The sequence below is a fragment of the Bacillus pretiosus genome (genome assembly GCF_051294775.1).
Lineage (GTDB): Bacteria > Bacillota > Bacilli > Bacillales > Bacillaceae_G > Bacillus_A > Bacillus_A wiedmannii.
In genome coordinates this window covers 1-19,728 of record NZ_JBPPHF010000008.1, presented here as the reverse complement: position 1 = coordinate 19,728, position 19,728 = coordinate 1, and the positions used below count along the sequence as shown (strand labels likewise).

The 19,728-nt window shown below is 35.0% G+C and carries 12 protein-coding genes, 16 tRNA genes and 2 rRNA genes; 1 reads left to right on the top strand and 29 read right to left on the bottom strand.

The features are described from left to right. Positions 1-226: 226 nt before the first annotated feature. A complete protein-coding gene (opuD, locus tag ACSG5Z_RS26590) occupies positions 227-1,777 on the top strand; it encodes a glycine betaine transporter OpuD (protein ID WP_046956767.1) in 1,551 nt (516 codons plus the stop codon). A 212-nt stretch (positions 1,778-1,989) separates the two neighbouring features. On the opposite strand, the gene ACSG5Z_RS26585 is transcribed toward opuD, so the two are convergent. The 29 genes from ACSG5Z_RS26585 to ACSG5Z_RS26445 all read right to left on the bottom strand — a co-directional run. After that, complete coding sequence (locus tag ACSG5Z_RS26585) at positions 1,990-4,887, bottom strand: NEAT domain-containing protein (RefSeq protein ID WP_435712571.1); 2,898 nt, start codon at positions 4,885-4,887, stop codon at positions 1,990-1,992. Between the two features lie 129 nt (positions 4,888-5,016). After that, entirely contained in the window at positions 5,017-6,192 is a 1,176-nt protein-coding gene (gene yhbH / locus ACSG5Z_RS26580; protein WP_046957378.1) for a sporulation protein YhbH, read from the bottom strand. A 446-nt stretch (positions 6,193-6,638) separates the two neighbouring features. Beyond that, entirely contained in the window at positions 6,639-8,534 is a 1,896-nt protein-coding gene (locus ACSG5Z_RS26575; protein ID WP_000353275.1) for a PrkA family serine protein kinase, read from the bottom strand. Positions 8,535-8,926: 392 nt separating this feature from the next. Further along, the gene (locus tag ACSG5Z_RS26570; protein WP_435712569.1) at positions 8,927-10,996 is read right to left on the bottom strand and encodes a sensor domain-containing protein; all 2,070 of its coding nucleotides are present in this window, start codon (positions 10,994-10,996) and stop codon (positions 8,927-8,929) included. 127 nt (positions 10,997-11,123) lie between these two features. Beyond that, positions 11,124-11,612 (bottom strand): tRNA (uridine(34)/cytosine(34)/5-carboxymethylaminomethyluridine(34)-2'-O)-methyltransferase TrmL, encoded by a 489-nt coding sequence (gene trmL, locus ACSG5Z_RS26565; RefSeq protein WP_000538149.1) that lies wholly within the window; start codon positions 11,610-11,612, stop codon positions 11,124-11,126. A gap of 58 nt (positions 11,613-11,670) precedes the next feature. Beyond that, complete coding sequence (locus ACSG5Z_RS26560) at positions 11,671-12,558, bottom strand: amidase domain-containing protein (protein ID WP_000260555.1); 888 nt, start codon at positions 12,556-12,558, stop codon at positions 11,671-11,673. Positions 12,559-12,602: 44 nt separating this feature from the next. Continuing rightward, entirely contained in the window at positions 12,603-13,745 is a 1,143-nt protein-coding gene (gene queG / locus ACSG5Z_RS26555) for a tRNA epoxyqueuosine(34) reductase QueG (protein ID WP_106383429.1), read from the bottom strand. A 199-nt stretch (positions 13,746-13,944) separates the two neighbouring features. After that, positions 13,945-14,018: transfer RNA gene (locus ACSG5Z_RS26550), tRNA-Gly, on the bottom strand. Between the two features lie 114 nt (positions 14,019-14,132). Further along, positions 14,133-14,783: a DsbA family protein gene (locus ACSG5Z_RS26545; protein ID WP_435712566.1), complete on the bottom strand. Its 651-nt coding sequence runs from the start codon at positions 14,781-14,783 to the stop codon at positions 14,133-14,135. Between the two features lie 188 nt (positions 14,784-14,971). Continuing rightward, positions 14,972-15,748, bottom strand: coding sequence for a transglycosylase domain-containing protein (locus tag ACSG5Z_RS26540; RefSeq protein ID WP_048541849.1), 777 nt, complete (start codon positions 15,746-15,748; stop codon positions 14,972-14,974). A 427-nt stretch (positions 15,749-16,175) separates the two neighbouring features. Then, positions 16,176-16,637, bottom strand: coding sequence for an NUDIX hydrolase (locus ACSG5Z_RS26535; RefSeq protein WP_435712564.1), 462 nt, complete (start codon positions 16,635-16,637; stop codon positions 16,176-16,178). 148 nt (positions 16,638-16,785) lie between these two features. After that, positions 16,786-17,505, bottom strand: a complete 720-nt coding sequence (locus ACSG5Z_RS26530; protein ID WP_048541853.1) for a YebC/PmpR family DNA-binding transcriptional regulator — start codon at positions 17,503-17,505, stop codon at positions 16,786-16,788. A 515-nt stretch (positions 17,506-18,020) separates the two neighbouring features. After that, a tRNA-Leu gene (locus tag ACSG5Z_RS26525) sits at positions 18,021-18,102 on the bottom strand. Positions 18,103-18,111: 9 nt separating this feature from the next. Continuing rightward, positions 18,112-18,182 (bottom strand) — tRNA-Cys (locus ACSG5Z_RS26520). A gap of 14 nt (positions 18,183-18,196) precedes the next feature. After that, a tRNA-Gly gene (locus ACSG5Z_RS26515) sits at positions 18,197-18,271 on the bottom strand. Positions 18,272-18,276: 5 nt separating this feature from the next. Then, positions 18,277-18,351 (bottom strand) — tRNA-Gln (locus ACSG5Z_RS26510). Positions 18,352-18,414: 63 nt separating this feature from the next. Next, positions 18,415-18,490: transfer RNA gene (locus ACSG5Z_RS26505), tRNA-His, on the bottom strand. A 19-nt stretch (positions 18,491-18,509) separates the two neighbouring features. Next, positions 18,510-18,583 (bottom strand) — tRNA-Trp (locus ACSG5Z_RS26500). A 7-nt stretch (positions 18,584-18,590) separates the two neighbouring features. Then, positions 18,591-18,674 (bottom strand) — tRNA-Tyr (locus ACSG5Z_RS26495). A 10-nt stretch (positions 18,675-18,684) separates the two neighbouring features. After that, positions 18,685-18,760 (bottom strand) — tRNA-Thr (locus ACSG5Z_RS26490). 18 nt (positions 18,761-18,778) lie between these two features. Then, positions 18,779-18,854, bottom strand: a tRNA-Phe gene (locus ACSG5Z_RS26485). A gap of 9 nt (positions 18,855-18,863) precedes the next feature. Then, a tRNA-Asp gene (locus ACSG5Z_RS26480) sits at positions 18,864-18,939 on the bottom strand. Positions 18,940-18,942: 3 nt separating this feature from the next. Beyond that, positions 18,943-19,019 (bottom strand) — tRNA-Met (locus ACSG5Z_RS26475). Positions 19,020-19,043: 24 nt separating this feature from the next. Then, positions 19,044-19,119: transfer RNA gene (locus tag ACSG5Z_RS26470), tRNA-Val, on the bottom strand. 5 nt (positions 19,120-19,124) lie between these two features. Then, positions 19,125-19,199: transfer RNA gene (locus ACSG5Z_RS26465), tRNA-Glu, on the bottom strand. A 17-nt stretch (positions 19,200-19,216) separates the two neighbouring features. Continuing rightward, positions 19,217-19,308: transfer RNA gene (locus tag ACSG5Z_RS26460), tRNA-Ser, on the bottom strand. A 2-nt stretch (positions 19,309-19,310) separates the two neighbouring features. Beyond that, a tRNA-Asn gene (locus ACSG5Z_RS26455) sits at positions 19,311-19,385 on the bottom strand. A gap of 8 nt (positions 19,386-19,393) precedes the next feature. Then, a 5S ribosomal RNA gene (gene rrf, locus ACSG5Z_RS26450) occupies positions 19,394-19,509 on the bottom strand. Positions 19,510-19,609: 100 nt separating this feature from the next. Then, positions 19,610-19,728 (bottom strand): 23S ribosomal RNA (locus tag ACSG5Z_RS26445); the annotation flags it as partial.

The following is a 19,728-nucleotide window of genomic DNA, read 5'->3' as shown; positions in this document are numbered from 1 at the left end:
TAAAATCTAGATACAACAATATAAAATGCAATATTTCATATTATTTCTTTCTATATTTTGTACATATCGTGAACAGGCTTACCTTTATCTAACCTCCAATAATTATGAATCCATAGCGATTAAACTGTCCTTTTACACAAGGTAAAAATCGAATTTTTTGACAATTAACCTTTTAATTGTTATGGTTAATATAATTGTTAACTTTATTAAACAAGGGTGGGATTCTATGATAAAAAAAGAAAACAGTGTATTTTATATCTCCATCTTGCTAACAACATTATTCATCATATGGGGAATTACCCCGGCAAGTTGGATACAAGGCTATGATTTGCAAAGTGTTACATCTTCCTTAAACTCATTTATCCTCAATAAATTTGGATGGTTTTACTCTCTACTTATGACCGCAATGATTATTTTAGCCACTTATTTAGCATTTTCTAAGTACGGTTCTATTCGTCTTGGTAAAGATGGAGAAAAACCACAGTATAGTTATCCATCTTGGCTATCCATGTTGTTTGGAGCAGGAATGGGAATTGGACTGCTCTTTTATGGAATCACTGAACCGATTTCACATTTTACAGATCCATTAACAGGAAAAGCAGGTACAGAGGAAAGCGCCAAACTCGCTATGCAATATTCATTTTTCCACTGGGGACTCTTTCCGTGGTCACTATACGCGATGGTTGCTTTAACAATTGCATATTTCACATTCCGCAAACAAAAAGGTAGCACAATTGGAGCTACAGTTACTCCATTATTTAATCGATCGAAAAATTCTCCTATCGGAAAAACAGTCGATATTTTGGCTGTTTTAGCCACAGTATTCGGTATTGTGCCATCTGTTGGGATTGGTGCTCAACAAATCGCCGGAGGATTAAGCTATTTATTCCCTTCTATTCATAACACTGTACTTACACAACTCGTACTTATCGCCATCTTCGCTGTTTTATATTTAACAAGTGCACAAACAGGCTTAGATCGTGGGATTAAATATTTGAGTAACTTAAATTTCTCTCTTGCAGGTATTTTACTCGTCTCCTTTTTACTTTTAGGACCAACTGTATTTATTATGAAATATTTCACATCTACACTCGGTTCTTATATCGGAGCTTTACCTAGTATGGGATTAAATTTAGGAGCATTTAATGAAAAATCTTCTTCTTGGATTGAAAACTGGACTATTTTCTATTGGGGATGGTGGATCTCTTGGTCTCCATTCGTCGGTACATTCATCGCTCGTATTTCTAAAGGGCGCACAATAAAAGAATTTATTATTGGAGTTGTATTAGTCCCAACTCTTATCTGTACATTTTGGTTTGCAGTATTTGGCGGTACCGCTATCCATATGGAAATGTTCCAATCGCTTGGTATAGCTGACGAAATCGCAAAAAATGGTACAGAGATTGGATTATTTGCTGTTATTTCACACCTACCGTTCTCTACATTTTTAACAATTATCGGGTTAATTTTAGTAGCCACATTTTTCGTTACTTCTGCTGACTCAGCAACATTTGTTGTTTCAATGCAAACGAGTAACGGAAGCTTATCACCGAAAAATAGTTTAAAACTTATATGGGGATTAACAATCGCGATAATTGCTGCTATTTTATTACAAGCTGGAGGATTAAATGCGCTGCAAATAGCAGCTATAATTGCTGCGCTACCATTTTCTATCGTAGTCGTTCTTATGGTCATTTCGCTCTTTAAGGAGCTTCGAAAAGAAGATGTTAATTTACAAGCAAAAGAAGTTCCGCAAAAAATAAAGAAGGTTATGTAACGATTAGCACCTCTCCTAAAGAAGAATTCGGTCCTCTGATTAGTCCTGAATCCATTATTACTGAGGGCTGCAAAATAAATTAAATAAAACCCATTCGTATGAAATATAATTTTCATACGAATGGGTTTTTACTCTATTATATAGTGTTGTAAACATGCTTTCTTCTTAACACCTTATATAACTGTTTTATAGTATAATAAGATTAAGCGTTTTTATTTCTTAAATAATCTCTTTCTAAATACAAACATACTCAGTGCTGAAAGAACTAATGCTACACCCGAAAGTAACGTTGATGTATTCGCTTGTCCACCTGTTGCTCCTAGCGATTTCTTACTTTCTTCTTTATTAACAACTGGTTTATTTTCTTTCATGCTTTGATTCTCTACTACTTTTTCTTTCACAACTTGATTATTCACGCTTTGTTCTTGAACTGGTGCCGATTGATTGATTTCTTCTTTCGATTCTTCAACTTCTTTTGTTGGCTCTTTTTCTTCTTCTTTCGATTCTTCAATTTCTTTTGTTGGTTCTTTCACTTCTTCTTTTGGTTCTTCAACTTCTTTTGTTGGTTCTTTTACTTCTTCTTTTGATTCTTCAACTTCTTTTGTTGGCTCTTTTTCTTCTTCTTTCGATTCTTCAATTTCTTTTGTTGGTTCTTTCACTTCTTCTTTTGGTTCTTCAACTTCTTTTGCTGGTTCTTTTGGCTCTTCTTTTGATTCTTCAGCTTCTTTTGCTGGTTCTTTTGGCTCTTCTTTTGATTCTTCAACTTCTTTTGCTGGTTCTTTTTCTTCTTCTTTTTCAACTATATTCTGGATTACTGTTCCGTTAAAACTTATACTAATTTCATCCGAATCTAAATCAAATTTATACACCTTTTCACCTGGAGTACTCCATTTTATTACTCGGTTATTAAATGTTCCACCCTCACTTGTCAGTTTAATATTCTCAATAATTTCTCCTTCTAAATCATATACAGGAACTTGAATTTCTTCATTTACTTTTGCTTCATCTAAAAAGATTTTCTGTCTTCCGGCATCAATTGAAAACCATTGGCCTAATTGTATTAACGGCCTTACATCACGAATCTCATTTCCAGCTAATTTTAAACTGAGTAGGTCTAACATTGGGCTAAGAACTGAAACATCTTTAATTTGATTATCAGCAAGATTTAACCACTGTAAACTTTTTAATGAAGATAGTGGTGTTATATCTTCAATCTGATTATGAGATACATTCACATCGTTCAACTTTTCTAAGTTTGAGATAAATTCAATATTCTTCAAACCTACTCTTTCTAAAGTAAGTTTTTCTAAGTTCATCATATATTCTAAACCTGTTATATCTTTTATATTTTCCCCTTTTTCTTTAAGTATCTCTAATTTTTTAATCTGCAATAAATCTTCTTTTGTGATAGGAGCGTTTAAATTCTCTCTACCTAAATTCTCTTTATTAATATGTTGTTGTAAAGTTTTATCAAGAATTATATTTTCCTTTTGTTCATCATTTCCTTTTATTTCATCTAACCTTTCAACAACATTTTGAATTACTGTTCCATTAAACTTAATACGATTCTCTTCTGGTTTTATATCCAACAGAAATTCGTATGTTTTTTCACCAGTAGTACTCCATTTAACAGAACCATTATTAACTACCCCATCTCCATTCTTTAATTGAACAGTATCGAGTGGCTCTCCTTGTAAATTATAGATAGGTATTTTAACTTCCTTATCTTTTTCTACATCATCTAAAAAGATTTTTTGTCTTTGAATATCAATGTACATTCTTTTCCCTAACTCTTGAACCGGTCTAACATCACGAATTTCATTTGACCCTAGCTTTAAATCGTATAAACCTGTTAAGTGGCTAAGTGGCGTTATGTCTGAGATATAGTTTTCTTCTAAATTAAGTGATTGTACGGTAGACAATCTTGATACAGGTTCGATGTTTTCTAATTCATTTTTAGAAAGATCTAACTCTACTAACTTTTTCATTGGTGTAATATGTTCAATATTAGTCAGTCCATTGTTGCTTAAAGATAAACTCTTCACATTCTTCAATTGCTCAATCCCAGCAAGATTAGCATTACTAATTTGATTATTTGCTACAGTCAAAGTCTTTAAAGTTGTTACTGTAAATAATGGTTTAATATCTTTTATATAATTACTATTTAAATCTAGCATTTTGATCTTCTTCATTCGACTCAATGGGCTTAAATCCGAGATTTTATTGTTTCTCAAGCTTAAACTTTCGATATGTTCTAACTCAGCCAAAGGTCCAATATCATTAAGTTCACCATAAGTTATACTTAATGATTTCAATTGTCTCAAACTCGAGATAAATTGTATATTTTCTAACTTAACTTCTTCCAATGTTAAGCTTTCTAAGTTCGTCATATATTCTAAACCAGTTACGTCTTGTATTCCTTTACTTTTCGCTTCAACGACTATTAAAGATTTAACTTTTAATAAATCTTCCTTAGTTATTGGCGTATTTAGATTCTCTCTATTTAAATTATACTTATTAATATGCCTTTGTAATTGCTTATCTAATATTACATTTCCGTCTTCATCCTGTTGATCCTCTTTATTTTCCTTTTGCTTTTCTGGAACATTATTTTCTAAATTTAAAGCATTTACTTCAAACTGCACTTGATATTTATTATCATAGGCCATTGTCGGAATATAAATATGCATTTGCATATTATATCTTTTTCCTAATTCTCCTACTTCAAACTGAATCACTTTCGTTCCGTTTTTCTTTTTATCTTCTGATATTACTTTTACATCATGAAACACACCAGGAGTATGAACATCTTCTGTTTTCAAGTATTTGAAGAAATCACTATCACTTAACGTTGCCGTTACCATTTTCTTTCCATTCTCAATCGTTAACTTAGGATCCTTTATATAAACAGCTGCCATAGACTCCTCATTCGTTTTATCTTTATATGCTTTCATAACAGCATCATATGTACCATCTTCTAAAGCATAGCCCTTTTTATTAGCCTCAATTGCTACTGCCGCTAAAGCAGGCGTTGAATACGTGGCAAATGGAAGTGATAACGCCGCAGCGATAATCATCGCATTTATATGTTTTCTTTTATTTTTTTTCAACTTTACATCTCCTCCAAAATATATAAATCTAAATGTAATCATACCTCGAATAAATGACAATGATTTTCATTATCATTGTCAACTAAAAAAATAAACAGTTAACAAAAAAATAACCCCTTTTTAAGGGGGTTATGCCATTTTTTCTCCGGTTTCTTCTTTAAAAAAGCTCTTCATCGCATGGAATACGTCTGCTTTTTGCTTTAAAATATAATATCTAAAATTCTCATCTTTAATATTTTTATAGGCTGACATGAGGGTACTATGGCGGTTGTACTGGTTCACTTCCCCATATCCAAACATATTACACTTCTTCATTAACTCTTCGACAAGCTTTACACATCTAGCATTATCTGATGTTAAATTATCACCGTCTGAAAAATGGAATGGATAAATATTATAGCGGTCTGGTGAGTATTTATTATCAATTAGCTCGAGTGCTTTTTTATATACAGAAGAACATATCGTTCCGCCACTTTCTCCTTTTGAGAAAAACTCTTCCTCTGGAACTACTTTTGCCTCCGTATGATGGGCAATAAACTCAATATCTACTGTTTCATACTTCGTTCGTAGAAATCGCGTCATCCAGAAAAAGAAGCTACGTGCCATATATTTCTCCCATATTCCCATCGATCCACTCGTATCCATCATCGCTAATACAACAGCTTTTGAATCTGGCTTTAATACTTCATTCCAAGTACGGAACTTTAAATCTTCTTGGTGAATCGGATGAAAAGAGGCTTTACCACGCATCGCATTTCGTTTATATGCGGATATCATCGTTCGTTTCTTATCGATATTTCCCCATAATCCAGTCTTTCTAATGTCATTAAATTCAACATGTTCAATCCGGTTTTCATCTATTTCTTTTCTCTTTAAATTAGGCAGCTCTAACTCTTTGAAAAATGCTTGCTCTAATTCTAAAATAGAGACTTCAGCTTCATAATAATCTTCTCCAGCCGCGTCCCCTGCTCCTTGCCCTTTTCCTGGTCCTTTTTGCTTTTGACCACCTGATCCATCTCTCGCAACGACATCACCAACTTTGCTGTCACCATTTCCTTGCCCAACGTGTTTGTTTTTATCATAATTGTACCTAATCTTATATTCATCTAAAGAACGAATCGGTATTTTTACAACATCCTTACCATTAGACATAACTATGCTTTCTTCTGTTACAAGATCGGGTAAATTATTCTTAATTGCCTCTTGTACTTTTTCTTGATGGCGTTGTTGGTCGTCATATCCTTTGCGATGGAGGGACCAGTTTTCCTGTGAAATCGTATAATTTGGTTGGTTTTCTTCACCCATTTCTTTCCCTCCTTACTGTAATTGTCTTCCCTTATGAACAGTAAGCTAGAAATTTTGTTTTATACTGTGCAAGCTAGAATGAAAGATAACTGCCCATCGAAATTCATCCCATAAACATATATAACGTTTTTCATATAATACTCCGAGCATCCTAAACAAAATTTTGCCACTCACATACTAGAAAGAAATATTCAGCCGTTGATAAGAAAGAAACACAATGCATAGTTGCACACATTTACACTTTGCAACATATTGTATTGTGTTGGCTTTTTTCGTATGAATGGTTGGTTACTCTATCATATGCATATTGTAAAAATAATTGACAATAAATTCATGAAATTGTATCTTAATTTATTACATTTGGACAAGGTATGACACTTTACACATATAAATGGATAATAAAACGCTGTCCCGCAAAATACAAGAGACAGCGTTTTGTTATCAAACTATCGGTTTAGCAGACTACCTACATAGCGTAATAATTCATTCGCAGATGAAGAATTATAGCCGTGCTCATCAATTAAGCGTGCAACAACATCATTGATTTTCTTAAGCTGATTTTCGTCTGGCGTTTTCGTTGATGTTGTAATTTTCACTATATCTTTTAAATCAGCAAATAGTTTTTTCTGAATCGCTTCGCGAAGACGCTCATGTGAATTATAATCAAAGCGTTTTCCTTTACGCGCATAAGCAGAAATGCGAATTAAAATTTCTTCACGGAATGCTTTCTTAGCATTTTCTGAAATTCCAATTTGCTCCTCAATTGAGCGCATTAGCTTTTCATCTGGACTCATTTCTTCACCTGTTAATGGATCACGTAATTTCGATTTATTGCAATATGCTTCAACGTTATCTAAGTAATTATCCATAAGTGTCTTCGCTGATTCTTCATATGAATACACGAATGCTTTTTGTACTTCTTTCTTCGCAATTTCATCATATTCTTTTCTCGCTAATGAGATGAAATTCATATAACGCTCTCGATCTTCATTACTAATTGACGGATGCTGATCCAACCCGTCTTTGAGCGATCTAAGTACATCTAATGCGTTAATAGATGGTACCTCTTTTCGAATAATTGTAGAGGAAATTCGGTTAATAACATAACGAGGGTCAATACCTCTCATACCTTCATCTTGATATTCACGTTGCAGCTCCTCTACATCAATCGCATTATAACCTTCTACCGTTTCTCCATCATATAAACGCATCTTTTTAATTAAATCAATATCTGGACGCTTCGGATCTTTTAAACGAGTTAAAATCGTAAACATTGCTGCAACGCGAAGTGTGTGCGGTGCAATATGCACATTGGATACATCACTTTCACGAATCATTTTTTCATAAATATGTTCTTCTTCACTCACTCGTAAATTGTATGGAACTGGCATTACAATAATTCTTGAGTGCAATGCTTCATTTTTCTTGTTTGCTATGAAGGAACGATACTCCGTTTCATTCGTATGCGCTACAATTAATTCATCTGCTGAAATAAGCGCAAATCTTCCCGCTTTGAAATTCCCTTCTTGCGTAAGCGATAATAAATGCCATAAAAACTTCTCGTCGCATTTTAGCATCTCTTGGAATTCCATCATCCCACGGTTTGCCTTATTCAATTCTCCATCGAAGCGATACGCTCGTGGATCTGATTCTGAACCATATTCTGCGATTGTTGAAAAGTCCAGACTACCTGTTAAATCGGCGATATCTTGTGATTTAGGATCAGACGGGCTAAATGTACCAATCCCTGTACGGCGATCTTCCGAGAAGAAAATACGCTCTACAACTACATCCTCAATCCTTGAACCATATTCTTGCTCTAGACGCATTACGTTTAGTGGCGATAAATTCCCTTCAATTCTAACTCCATACTCACCAAAGAAATCATCCCGTAAATGATGCGGAATTAAATGCAGTGGATCTTCATGCATTGGGCAGCCTTTAATTGCAAAAATTGCGCCTCGATCTGTTCGTGAATATGTTTCTAATCCTCGTTTCAGCATCGTAACTAATGTTGATTTCCCGCCACTAACAGGACCCATTAATAATAAAATACGTTTTCTAACATCTAATCGTTTTGCAGATGGATGAAAATATTCCTCCACAAGACGTTCTAAAGCATCCTCTAATCCAAATAGCTGATTACTAAAGAAGTTATACTTTCTTCTACCATCTACTTCTTCGATTCCAGCATCTTTTATCATATTGTAAATGCGAGAGTGTGCTGTTTGAGCCACCCATGGTCTTTCCTTCACAAGCTCTAAATACTCCGCAAACGTACCTTCCCATTGTAACCGTTCTTCTGCTGCTCGATGCTGTTCAATCTTTTTTAGAATATCCATTATAGCTCCTCCCCCATCTCCTTGTTCAATCGGATTATTATAAAAGGTATGCTAGGATGTCCTTAAACATTCTTTAAATCAAAATGAAATATACAGTAGTGCTATAAAATTCTCTCCAAAATTCAAAGAAAATTCTGTATAATATAGGTATTAAAGTTTTTACACCTCTATTCATTTTAAATAAATTCTTTTCTTCCAAGAACCTTACATACATTTTGATTCATATTTAAGATTCGTAAACTGAAAAATAGGAGGGATATTAGTATGAAATTATTATTAATTTTAGGTGTATCACTCACATTTCTTACAGCTATTTTCACATCTGGTTACAATGATAAACCCGGTACACAAAAAAAGTGATGTGCTTCTTAGCACATCACTTTTTTTATCAATCATTTATAATACACATTTTCCACATCATATTTTGATAAAGGTCGGCTATAATAATAACCTTGCACAAACTTCACATTCTTTTCCTTCAAAAATTGTATTTGTTCCGCTTTTTCTACACCTTCTGCAATTACATTCAATTCCAAAGTATGAGCTAAATGAATAATTGCAGCTGTAATATTCGTATCACGTTCATCCACATGTATACCTTCCATAAAAGAACGATCGATTTTCAACGTATCAATTGGATACGTTTTTAAATAACTTAAAGATGAATATCCCGTCCCAAAATCATCTAAATGAATCTTTAAATTTTGTTCTTTTAATTGTAGCAATACCCTTTTCGATATGTCTTTATGCATAAGGGCTCCTTCTGTAACCTCTATCGCTAATAGATGAGCTGGTACATTGTACTTATGTAACGCCCGTGTAATCATCTCTATTAATGTAATCGAGCGAAAGTGCCTGGCTGAAATATTAACTGCAATCGGGACAACTTCATATCCTTTATTTAACCATTCACGTATTTGCCGACACACTTCATTTACTACCCATTCATCAAGCTTAATAATAAATCCTGTTCTTTCTGCTAGCGGAATAAATTGATTGGGAGAGACAAATCCCAATTCTTTATTCTCCCACCTTATTAAAGCTTCCATACTCGCTATTTTTTTCGTTTCAATATTCATTTGTGGCTGATAATACAAGCAGAATTCATTTTTTTCTATAGCACGATGCAATTGGTTTTCTATTATAAATCTTTGTTCACGCTCACAATCTAATCCACTGCAATAAAACTGATAATGCCCTTTTCCTTTTTCTTTTGCTTTTTCCAAAGCAGCATCAACTCTTTGAAATAATATTTTTTCATCCTCTCCATCTGTTGGAGCCATTACAATTCCGATTGACGCACTTAAATAGACGTCCTCTTCTTCGATTACAAAATGTTCACTAATCTTTTTTAGTATGCTTTTTGCAACTATCTCTACACGTTCTTTCGTTATATTTTCTATTAACATAACAAATTGATCATCGTGTTCTCTAAATAAGTGCATACCATCTATTTGAAGACTGCTTAAACATTCTGTAACTTTTTGTAATACTTTATCTCCTTCTTTATGACCAAAAGTATCATTAATAAGGTGAAATTCATCTAAATCTATAAAAACAAGCGCAAACTCTGTATTATCATTTAAAAAAACATTTAACTTATTTGCACATGAAATTCTATTCATTAATCCTGTTAATTGGTCATAATAAGCTAAATATTCTGTTCGCATTTCATTCAATACTTGCCTTGTAACATCCCTCGTAACAATATATACCCCAACAATTTCGGCGTTCACAATAATCGGAATAGTTCTCAAAGAAATATAGAGCTCGTACCCTTCTTTATGAACATATTTCTTTGAAACAATTTGTTTTGCCCTTCCTTGCAGGGCTCCTTTAAATATAATTTGAAAATCTTTTTCATATTCTTTATTAATAAATTCAAAAATAAATTTATTATGTAATTCTTCATATCGATATCCAAATATTTCATACGTTGCTGGATTTGCATATGTAATTCTACCTATAGAATCTATAGATATAATGGAGTCATTATTATATTCTAATAACGACTTAAACAACATTTGTTTTTCCTCTATCTCTGCCTTTTCCTCAATCTGAGCTGTGATATCCCTTGTAATACAAATAATAAACTGACATACTCCTTCTTCGTCGAATACAGGATTAAGTGAAGATTCATAATGTAACTCACCCTTTGATAAACTAACTACATCACAAAAGGTATGTGCTTTCGCTTCGCTCGCTACTTTTGCATATTGCACTCGCAATATTTCCGCCGTATCTTCTGATAATACTTCAGCAAACGTTTTTCCATAACATTCTTCGCCTAGCTTCGCATAATCCATACCTATCTTATTTACATAAATATATTTAAAGGTTTCCTCATCCATAACTTTCACAATAAATACTAAATCTTGAATAGCATGTAATAGTCCTCTTCTTATTAAATCCATATCTATCATACTTAAAAAGGTATTTTGATTATTATATTGTTCCTTCATATTTATCTCAACCCGTCTAATCTATTTTTATTCATATATCCCATTCTATATGAATATGTACCCTTTTTTAAATGTATGATTACATATTATTTTTATTTTTAGAAAAAAAGTCGCCATATGGCGACTTTTAATAAACAATTTCTAAATCTAATCCCGGATAATTTTGTTGACGGAATGCTTCATAAATTAAAATAGCTGCTGTATTAGATAAATTTAATGAGCGCACTTTATCAGTCATTGGAATACGTAAACAATGATCGAAATTTTCTTCGATTACATTAGCTGGTAAGCCGTTTGTTTCTCTTCCAAATACAAAATAGTAATCCTTCTCACGTTTGCTATAATCAAATGCTGTATGAGCTTTCTCGCCATACTTTGTTAAATAGAAGAATTCACCGTCTTTATTTTTCTCATAAAATTCTTCAATTGAATCATAATACGTAACTTTCACGTGCTGCCAATAATCTAATCCTGCACGCTTTAACATTTTATCATCCGTTGAAAATCCAAGCGGTCTAATCAAATGTAATTCTGTTCCAGTTGCTGCACAAGTACGAGCAATATTCCCTGTATTTGCTGGAATTTCTGGTTGATATAAAACAACATGTACTCCCACGCGATATTCACCTCTGTTTTTTGTCTACTACGTATTATACCACTTGAGCGAAAAATCTCTACCCATTAATAATATGAAAGAATTTATATTTCATTTGTGGTGTATATTTACTAGAATCTTCATAGTTCCAATAACGCCGACGGCTATTCGCTGAATGTGCATTTACAAGTGGCATACCATCTGCGTCTTTTGCTACTACAATCGTCGTATGATTCCACCTACCATCATCCTCGAAATCATAAGCGATGACATCACCAAGAATAAGGTCCTCTGGCCTTTCTACCGCTTCAGCTCGAAGCCCTGTTGTAGCACCTGACAAATACCAATAAAAAGAGTGTGCGACAGCCCAGCTCCAACTCCACTGATTCTCCCTTTGCCACCATCCTTTGCGAATATTAGGATATCCATTCATTGGTACTTCTCCAGTATGAAGACATTGAGAAATAAAATTCGTACAATTATCAGGGAAATTACGATATACAGGGTTTCGATCATCCCACCAACGCTCTGCATATTTAACTGCCTCTAAACGGTTGTACTGATAAGAACCGTACTTCTCTTTTGTAACTTCCCTTTCTAACGTCTCACTCATTCCAACTGCTTCTGGCACTTCAATAGCATAATCACCTATTACCCGGCTATTATTTAAACAAACTCTTCGTTTTAGTTGTTCCTCTTCGATATAAAACAATTCTTTATGCTTAATTAAATATTTAAAATGTATTTGATAATCAATTTCTTGATGATTGCTATTATTTAATTGTCTCATGAAAGAAACATCCGCAGTTGCTTTCACTATCTCTGCATTACGCTTTTGAAACAATTGTTTCTTTCTCTGTGCTATTTGTAATAAATCTTCAGCAATACCATCTACATTTGTTCGTTTCTCTGTTACATATGCTAAAAATTGTTGTACTTGCTTTTCAATATTTATTTTTACAACCATTTCGTCTCCCTCCCATATTACAATATGAAGAAGGGAGATATTATCTACTCTTTTTTCTGCGCTAACAATTCAAGTCCGCGATTCATTTCATGAAGAACCTCTTCATCTTTCTCACGTTGCATCGCTTTTTCAATAGCTTCGCCCACGCCATCTCCACCAATTTTCCCAAGTGCCCATGCTGCTGTTCCGCGAAGTACTGGTCTTGGATCGTCTTTCATAACACCAATTAAATCTGGAATTGCTGATGCCTCTTTAAAATGCGCAAGTGCCAAAATTGCATTTCGTTGCAACGGCTTTTTACCTCTCCATGAACCAGACATAATTCCATATTTCTCTTTAAAATTACGATTGCTAATTGTTAAAAGTGGTGTTAATAACGGCTTAACTAACTCAGGATCTGGTTCCATCTCAGGATGATTATGAAAATCCATTCCTTTATTTTTCGGACAAACAGTCTGACATGTATCACATCCATAAATACGATTTCCTATTTTGTCGCGGTATTCTTCCGGTAGGAATCCTTTCGTTTGTGTTAAAAATGCAATACATTTCTTCGAATCTAACTGTCCTCCTTGTATTAAAGCGCCTGTAGGACAAACATCAATACATTTTGTACAACTTCCACATTGATCTTCTATCGGCTGATCTGGTGGGAAGGGAACGTTTGTAATTATTTCTCCTAAATATACATACGAACCAAATTCAGGTGTAATAATAGCGCAATTCTTACCACTCCATCCAATACCGGCACGCTCCGAAACAGCTCGATCACTTAATTCACCCGTATCAACCATTGACTTAACTTCTATATCGGGAAGTTTTTCGATTAAATATGCTTCTAATTTTTGCAAACGATCTCGTAAAACAAGATGATAATCTTGTCCCCAAGAGGCACGACAAAAAATACCGCGGCGTTCTCCGCGCTTACTTAATGGTGCATTTTTTAATTTTGAAGGATACGCTAATGCAATCGCAATAATTGATTTTGCACCAGGTAGTAGAAGCTGTGGGTTCGTTCTCTTTTCTATATCAGACTCTTCAAATCCCGATTGATAATTTAATTGTTGTTGCTGGATTAACCTCTGCTTTAATTCCTCAAATGGTGAGGCACTAGCAAAGCCTATTTTATCTATACCAATTGTTTTACTATACGCAATGACATCTTGCTTTAATTGTTCAAAATCCATTCCTAATCGCCTCCTCAGATGAATCCATCCCTTATGTAACGACTATATTGGTTAGCAATTCACTTTTGGAATACTATTCTTTACTTCTATTTTCGCATACAATTATGTTTTTCAAACATTAAAAAACGCAATGCCTCGTTTATCTTAGAAACGAAACACTGCGTTGATCACAATTTATAGAAAAACATTTAATAAAATTTGGAGCGGGTGAAGAGAATCGAACTCTCGACCAGAGCTTGGAAGGCTCTTGTTTTACCACTAAACTACACCCGCAAATATGAAATAAATATAAGATATTAGAATAACTTATGTAAAGTAGTATAGCATGTAAAAAAAACGGAAGCAAGAATTTTATCGAAAAAAGTCGAAAAAGTGATGAGTATCTCATCACTTTTTCAATTCTTTATCAATCGCCTTCTTCATACTATCGAAATCAGGGTTTGCAAGATTTCCGTTTATATATACTGAAGGAGCACCTTGAACTTTTAATTTTTGAGCACGATCTGAATCTTTACGTACTTTTTCTTTTATTTCTTTACTGTGTAAATCTTTCTTAAATTGTTCTACATCAACTTTCGGAAGCGTCTCTTTCACAATGTTAAGAAGTAATTCTTCTGTAATCCATTCTTCCGTGTCTTTCTTTTGACTTTGATAAATCTCATCGTAGAAAATCCAGAATGAATCTTGATCTTGTTTATAAATTGCTTCACCAGCTGCTGCACCTAAATCAGAGTCTTTTCCGATAAATGGGAAGTTAATAAAGTATAACTGCACTTTACCTTTATCGATATACTCTTCTTTTAATCGTGGTAATACTGTTACATCCCAAGTACGACAAGCAGGACATTTGAAGTCTCCAAATTCAACTACCTTAACTGGGGCATCATCTTTCCCTAAAGATTGTTGTGTGGAATAAGCAAACATCTCATCCCCTTTATCTTTTTTGTCATTTATGATGCTATACGCAATTGTTCCGATTACAATCAATACTGCGATAGAAAAAACTACACCAAGAGCCATGAGTTTATTTGATTTCATATACATTCCTCTTTAAATTCATATTCTGTATACAGCATTGTACACAATACACATAATATCAACACTTATATACGTCACGCAATGAACACGCTCACATAAATTACAAAAACACAATAATTGTGACGATATTGTGTCACAATTTGTCACAATTTATTCAAAAAAAGGAAGCTCCTATGTAGGAACTTCCTTTAGCTTACTGCTTTTTCACGAGCACTCTTTAACATCGACTGCTCTGTTTTTATATCATGACGAATTACTAACTTCTCACTAACTGCTTGCACATACTCATTATGATTGATATAGCCTTCTTTCTCCATTAATCGCAAAACGACATTTCGTCTCTCTACGGCCTTATCATAATTTTGTGCAGGTGAGTAATAAGCGGGTGCCTTTACTACAGCAGCCATCATTGCACTTTCAGCCAACGTTAATTGGCTCACCTTTTTACCGAAGTAAAGGTTTGCTGCTTTTTCAATTCCCCATGCTCCTTCTCCGTAATAAATATTACTTACATACAATTTTAAAATTTCATCCTTTGTAAATGTGCGTTCAATTTTTTTCGTATAAAAAATTTCTTTCCACTTACGAGAAAATGTACGTTCATTCGTTAAAAAAGCATTTTTGGATAACTGTTGTGTAATTGTGCTTCCGCCTTGCACAACACCACCAGCTTTTATATTCTCAACAGACGCTCTGACAATCGCTATATAATCTAAACCGTTATGATGATAAAACCTTTTATCTTCTGTCGCAATAAATGCATGTGTTAATGATTCTGGCACCTCTAACTTAGCAGGTACATGTAATTTACTAATATCACTTTGCTCGATCATTACATTTCCAATGAATAATAACGTACAACTTAACAATAATAATAAAATAATGGCTTTATAAAAGAATTTAGTCATTGGATTTAATGCAACTTTTTGATGATAGTTCACCCTAGATAATACTCGTTCTTTCATCTTAAACACCTCTTTTCCACACAGCGTATAACTCTTACTTTAAGAATACCTTGTTGTAAAAAAATATCCCATCGATTTCTCTTACACGTACCTTACATCATTGTAAGGTATAAAAAAGTATTGTATCACAGTCCTTTTTTATCTACTATTCATCTGAAATATTGAATATAGATTATGCTAAACCAATAACAGAGTATACCTTAAGCCTATACTTCCCTATTAAAACATCCTATTTTCATTATATCATCTACAAAAATATATATTTGTAAGTATCTAGTAATCTAAATGTATACAATATATCATATATTATACAGAACAAACGTTCCTGAAATCAATACTAGCACTATTATTATTTTGACCTTTTTCTTAAACAGTATACAAAAAAGAATAGTGATTTGATTGTATCTCAAACCGGCTACTCTTTTCTTTACAATCTACCTATTAAATTATATGGCTGCACTTCCCACGTTTCGGACGGAATACAATGTGTTGCTCTCATCGCATCAAGCGTTCTGGATTTCATATGAGGACGCGTTATATACTCATCTATATTCTCTTCATTTAAAGCAACAAATTTAGCCTCTTGTATTTCTTCAGGCTGAATTTGTATTTCACCGCTCACGTATGCCACTTTAAAAACAACACCTAGAATGTGCATGGAAGCATTATAATAAACTCCTGTAATACCGATAGGCTTCACCGTTAATCCTGTTTCCTCTTTTATTTCCCTACAAACAGCTTGATCGAGCGCTTCTCCTTCTTCCACCTGTCCTCCTGGCAACTCCCACGTATCCGATCGCCAATGTACTTTAGCTAATAACACTTCGTCTTTTTCATTTGTTAAATAACCTGCTACAGCAACGATATGCTTTGGTGTTTTATGTTCCATATTAAACCTCCTAGAAATAATGATTATTTCATATATCCCTATAAGCATATTCCCTGTCTAAAACAAAATACCTTTACTAATTCATCCTCTTAATTAACTTCATGAAAAAAAGCCCCTATCCATTAAATGAACAGGGGCTTCTATCGTATTATTCTCCTAAGTCTACGTTGTGGTAAACTTGTTGCACATCTTCTAGATCTTCTAATGCATCAACCATTTTTTCAAATTGTACTTGAGCATCTTCAGGAAGTTCTACATCACTTTGTGCAAGCATTGTTAATTCTGCAACTGTGAATTCTTCAACACCAGCATCTTTAAGTGCAGATTGTACTGCATGGAATTGATCAGGTTCAGCATACACGATAACAGAATCTTCTTCTTCTAGAATGTCACGTGCATCAACATCTGCTTCCATTAAAATTTCAAGAACTTCATCTGATGTTTTACCTTCAAGACCGATAACAGCTGTCGCATCAAACATGTAAGCTACAGAACCGTTTACACCCATGTTACCACTGTTTTTGCTAAATGCAGCTCGTACATCTGCTGCAGTACGGTTTACGTTATTTGTAAGTGTATCTACAATTACCATAGATCCGTTTGGTCCGAATCCTTCATAACGAAGCTCGTCATAATTTTCTTCTGAACCGCCTTTTGCCTTTTCAACTGCACGATCAATAATTGTTCTTGGTACGTTGTATGTTTTCGCACGTTCTAATACAACTCTAAGCGCTTGGTTTGATTCTGGATCTGGCTCGCCTTGTTTTGCTGCCACATAAATCTCACGTCCAAATTTCGCGTATATACGGCTTGTATTTGCATCTTTTGATGCTTTTTTTTCTTTAATATTATTCCATTTACGACCCATACTTTCCACTCTCTTTCCCGTTTTAAATCTACATAAAAATATTAATATGAAATATAATGTGTATTCAACACATTTTTAAAAGAAATATAAAAAGTTCATTTTTGATTCATATTACAGACATAATATAAATTACTATCATTTTGTTCTTTCGACAAGTTATATTATACATGAATTTCTACATTTATTACGAATTTTAGAAGCACATAGTATAATTTAACAAAAAAGACTCTAACAGAAATGTTAGAGTCTTTTTATATAGCCGATACATATTTCCATAATATTTCCATAACTACTTTCTATTGTTGTATACGAAGGGAATATTGTATATACAATATTTTGCTGGAATTTTATAGAATATCACAATTAAAATGATAAAAATGAATGTTTGTTTTTATCCTTTTAATGTTTCGCAGTCTACTCACCGTACACTTTTTGTACTTATTTTGTCATATAATGAAAAGAAAATACAAAAAAACTCTATACTAATTGTATAGAGTTTTTTACGTCGTTCATGATACCGATGGTCGGGGTCGAACCGACACTCCCGAAGGAACACGATTTTGAGTCGTGCGCGTCTGCCAATTCCGCCACATCGGCACAAAAGAAAGGCGGCAACCGGATTTGAACCGGTGGTAAAGGTTTTGCAGACCTCTGCCTTACCACTTGGCTATGCCGCCATGTTAAATTTTATTGGAGCGGAAGACGGGATTCGAACCCGCGACCCCAACCTTGGCAAGGTTGTATTCTACCACTGAACTACTTCCGCAAAAATGGCTGGGCTAGCTGGATTCGAACCAGCGCATGACGGAGTCAAAGTCCGTTGCCTTACCGCTTGGCTATAGCCCATCGAATTCTTACTTAATTATATGTAAGTATCAATTAGATTATTTGTAATTTTAAAAATAAAAATGGGGCGACTGATGGGAATCGAACCCACGAATGCCGGAGCCACAATCCGGTGCGTTAACCACTTCGCCACAACCGCCATGTTGTGTAAATATATTTGGCAGGGGCAGTAGGAATCGAACCCACACTGGAGGTTTTGGAGACCTCAGTTCTACCTTTAAACTATGCCCCTATGTAAATGGTGGAGGGGGGCAGATTCGAACTGCCGAACCCGAAGGAGCGGATTTACAGTCCGCCGCGTTTAGCCACTTCGCTACCCCTCCGAAACTTACATGGTGCCGGCTAGAGGACTTGAACCCCCAACCTACTGATTACAAGTCAGTTGCTCTACCAATTGAGCTAAGCCGGCGTATATTATTAAGATAAATGGTGGCTCGGGACGGAATCGAACCGCCGACACGAGGATTTTCAGTCCTCTGCTCTACCGACTGAGCTACCGAGCCTTATTAAAATGGCGGTCCCGACCGGGGTCGAACCGGCGATCTCCTGCGTGACAGGCAGGCATGTTAACCACTACACCACGGGACCATTTGGTTGCGGGGACAGGATTTGAACCTGCGACCTTCGGGTTATGAGCCCGACGAGCTACCGTGCTGCTCCACCCCGCGATAATACTATTCATATAATTTATATGGTGGAGGATGACGGGATCGAACCGCCGACCCCCTGCTTGTAAGGCAGGTGCTCTCCCAGCTGAGCTAATCCTCCAAAAGTGGTGACCCGTACGGGATTCGAACCCGTGTTACCGCCGTGAAAGGGCGGTGTCTTAACCACTTGACCAACGGGCCAAATATTATAAATCCTATGGCGGAGAGCAAGGGATTCGAACCCTTGATACGCTTGTGACGTATACACGATTTCCAATCGTGCTCCTTCGGCCAACTCGGACAGCTCTCCAATGGCTCCGCAGGTAGGAATCGAACCTACGACCGATCGGTTAACAGCCGATAGCTCTACCGCTGAGCTACTGCGGAATAATATTGCCTGGCAACGTCCTACTCTCACAGGGACAAGGTCCCAACTACCATCGGCGCTAGAGAGCTTAACTTCCGTGTTCGGTATGGGAACGGGTGTGACCTCTCTGCCATCATTACCAGACATTATTCTTTTGAGACAATCATTATTATAACTTATTTTCTTTAAAAGTCAACAAGTTTTTTATGTTCTCTCAAAACTAGATAACATTGCTACATATTATATGGTTAAGTCCTCGATCTATTAGTATTCGTCAGCTCCACATGTCACCATGCTTCCACCTCGAACCTATCAACCTGATCATCTTTCAGGGATCTTACTAGCTTACGCTATGGGAAATCT